The sequence below is a fragment of the Mesotoga sp. UBA5825 genome (genome assembly GCF_002432955.1).
Classification (GTDB): domain Bacteria; phylum Thermotogota; class Thermotogae; order Petrotogales; family Kosmotogaceae; genus Mesotoga.
In genome coordinates this window covers 1-3250 of sequence record NZ_DJHG01000054.1, presented here as the reverse complement: position 1 = coordinate 3250, position 3250 = coordinate 1, and the positions used below count along the sequence as shown (strand labels likewise).

Below are 3250 nucleotides of genomic sequence, written 5' to 3'. Positions count from 1 at the left end.
GAAATGATGCCGCTTTCAGCGGGAGGCTCAAGACCCCTGGATCCGGAATCAGGTCCGAAATGACTCTGAACAGGAGCCCCAAACAACACATTTACCTAGCAAGGATATTGGAGATAAATAGAACAGATAGGGTGGAAGTGCTGTTCTTGCTGTTCTTTCACTTCTAGAATAGAAGAGCAGATAGTATAGAAACAGGCTGGAAGCATAAGCAAACCCCAAATGGCGCGGAAAAAGACTCCCTAGGAATTTTCGAAAGTATAGCCTTCTTCGATAAGTTCTACACAGGCTTTTACCACTAACGGATCGTACAGTCTGCCTGAATTTTCCTTTATCTCATTAAGGGCGAATTCAATTCCCAGGGCCGCCCTGTAGGGTCTGTGGGAGGTTATAGCCTCAACGACATCGGCAACGGCTATTATTTTTGATTCGAGCCTTATTTGATCGTCTTTCAAACTTCCTGGATAACCAGATCCATCGAGTCTTTCGTGATGCTGTAACACTATATCGGCAATGGGCCAGGGAAGATCTATATCCTTGAGTATATTATAGCCATTCTTCGAATGTTCCCTTACTAGTCTGAACTCAATATCGCTCAGCTTTCCTGGTTTAGACAGAATTTCCGTAGGAACTGAGATCTTCCCTATATCGTGAAGTAGACCGGCAACCTTAAGACAGTTGCAAGTCTCATGATCTAGACCCATTTTCTTTCCTATCGCCACGGCCAGATCGCTCACATTTTTCTGATGGCCGGCCGTGTAAGGATCCTTGGCGCTAACAATGTCCGAAGCGGCACGAACAAGAGCTTCGAAAGCTGATTCTAGGCTGCTAGATAGTCGATTTCTTTCTGTTATGTCTTCGCAGATTTCAACAACGCCGGTAATCTTCCCGTCTGCATCCCTAACCGGATAAGCCCTTATGTACAATGCTGTGGCGAACTTGGTAATTATTTCTCCAACTTCCTGAGAGCCCGTGTCAAGAACCTTTCTCAGGATGCAGTTATCGGACTTCTTGCCACGCTGCCAAACATCGACACAGCTCATGCCGACAAGCTTTTCTATGCTTGTTCCAAAAAGCTCTGCCATAGCTCTGTTCGCCCAGATTATGTTAAGATCGGTGTCGTAATAGACTATTATTTCCTTGGTTGTGTTAAGTATGAGTGATTTCTCTTCTTCGGATTTCTTCAGGGCCTCCTGGCTTATGACGAGATCGGTTACGTCTCTGGTGAACCCGATGAAGCTCGAATCGTCGAGCCTTACGGCTCTGACATTCCAGTATCTCTTCTCGCCTGTCTTCTTAACGAAGGCAGTAATGCCTTCTGCCACGCCGGCTTCGACAGTCCTCCTGAAATGGTTTTCGGCCTCCAGAAGACTCTCGGGAGCCGCCAACTGTTTGAAGTTCATTTTCAGCAGCTCTCCTCTTGAATAGCCGGTGATTAGACAGGACGCTTCGTTAACATCTGTATAATTGCCTCTTCCATCTGCGACGAATATTCCGTCCGGGGCATTCTCAACATATCTTCTGAACCTGCTCTCCTTTTCTTCGATCATTTGAAGAAATCCGTCTCTTTCGGAGAGAGCCTTGGCTAGCTTCATATTCGAAAAACTCAGTCTCGAGAGCCTTTGTGCAAACTTTGAGTAGAAGGTCATTGCTGTCATGACTGTATCGCGATTCCACCTGGGCACTTTGTCCAGAGCCTCAATATACTCTTTTTCGTTAAAACCGTATCTTCTCGCCTGTTTCCTGAAGACATCGTAATCCACGCTCTCATCTTCCATGAAGAACTGTCCCAAAAATAGATTCCCCATATGGGTATTGCCCACGATTATTGGGGTACTCATATCCCACATATTGTTGGCACATTTGTAGAGCTTAAACGCTCCCGGCTCTATGCCCTTCGAAAGCTCTATATCACTGTAAAGACAGTTCTTGAGAGTCCCAGGATTCACACGGTGATACTTTGTGCATATTTCCTGCCAACCGGTCTCGACGAGGACATTTCCGAGAGTATCGACGATCGCTACTCCAATATTGGTCAGTTTGTAGAAGTCGTTCATGATAGACTGGATAGTCTCGACATCCAGTAGATACTCAAGTTCCATATTCTCAATTTCGCCTTCGGGATCGAGAATCACCTCGAGTTTCTTACTTGCTCTTCTCTCGCTTTCCTTCAATCTATCTTCAGCATTCTTTCTTGCAGTTATATCTTCTGAAAAGAGAACAAGACTTTCGACCTGCCCGTTCCTTCCGAATACCGGGTATATGGTTGTTTTAAGTACAATTCCATCTCGACGGTCTTCCATTGTCTTCTGGTTTCCTGTTTTCAGAACCTCTTCGATATGGATCTTTCTTACTTCGGCGAGTTCTTGCGGGATGAAATCATACAGATTCTTGCCGATCAGCGTCTCCAGATCAGTACCAAGCCTCTTGGAGAGGGTCTGATTGGCAGTTATAACCTTTCCTGAAGGATCTATCTGAAACAGCGATTCGGTTGGAGCATTAGCGAGAGCCTGAAGCTGAAGATTCTTCTCTTCAAGAAGCTTTTCATCTCGCTTTCGCTGTGTTATATCTCTCACAGTGCTTACGACCAGTCTTTCGCCGCCGTCTTCAATCAAGACAGAATGTATCTCGACGGGAACAGAACCACAGTCTCTGTAGTAGTGCTGGCCGTTGATCGTTCTAGAAGTACCGACGGCGGCTTTCGACCAGAATTCTCTGAACGATGCTTCTGTAATCTTTGTTTCAATGGTCGACAAGGACTTACCGAGCAGCTCCTCTCTCGAGAAACCGTTATTGTTTGTAACGGCATCGTTTACATAGACTATACTGGCTTCCATGTCGGAAACGAATACCATGTCCACTATATAATTAACAAGATCGGGAAATTGCCTCATAGAACCTCCGGCGACACCTGTCGCTCCCCGGTGTGTACAGAATGGCAAGCCGTTAACGGATTCATCCTCGAGAAAACAAAGCTGAAAGCAAAGGAATGAATCACTGCCAAGCGCGCCGCCACGATTACCATAATTCCAAAAATCCTAACTGCAGTCATTGAGCTTCGCATACACTGTTATCAAACGATTTCTGAAAAGAAGTGTGCTTTACATAAATGTTATCTATGTTAATTTAATAATAATCGCACTCAAAATATAGTTACATATCTATTATAAACTTGTTTCCTTAGATAAGTGTGACTTTTAGTGACGAAAGGACGGGCTTTTTCCTACCCCCAACCGGTGAGTAGCCCAGGGGG

1 protein-coding gene is annotated in these 3250 nt (G+C 45.2%); it reads right to left on the bottom strand.

Annotation, left to right across the window (positions count from 1 at the left end):
- Positions 1 to 239 precede the first annotated feature (239 nt).
- Positions 240 to 2891, bottom strand: coding sequence for a PAS domain S-box protein (locus B3N33_RS05110; RefSeq protein ID WP_292592373.1), 2652 nt, complete (start codon positions 2889 to 2891; stop codon positions 240 to 242).
- Positions 2892 to 3250: the final 359 nt, after the last annotated feature.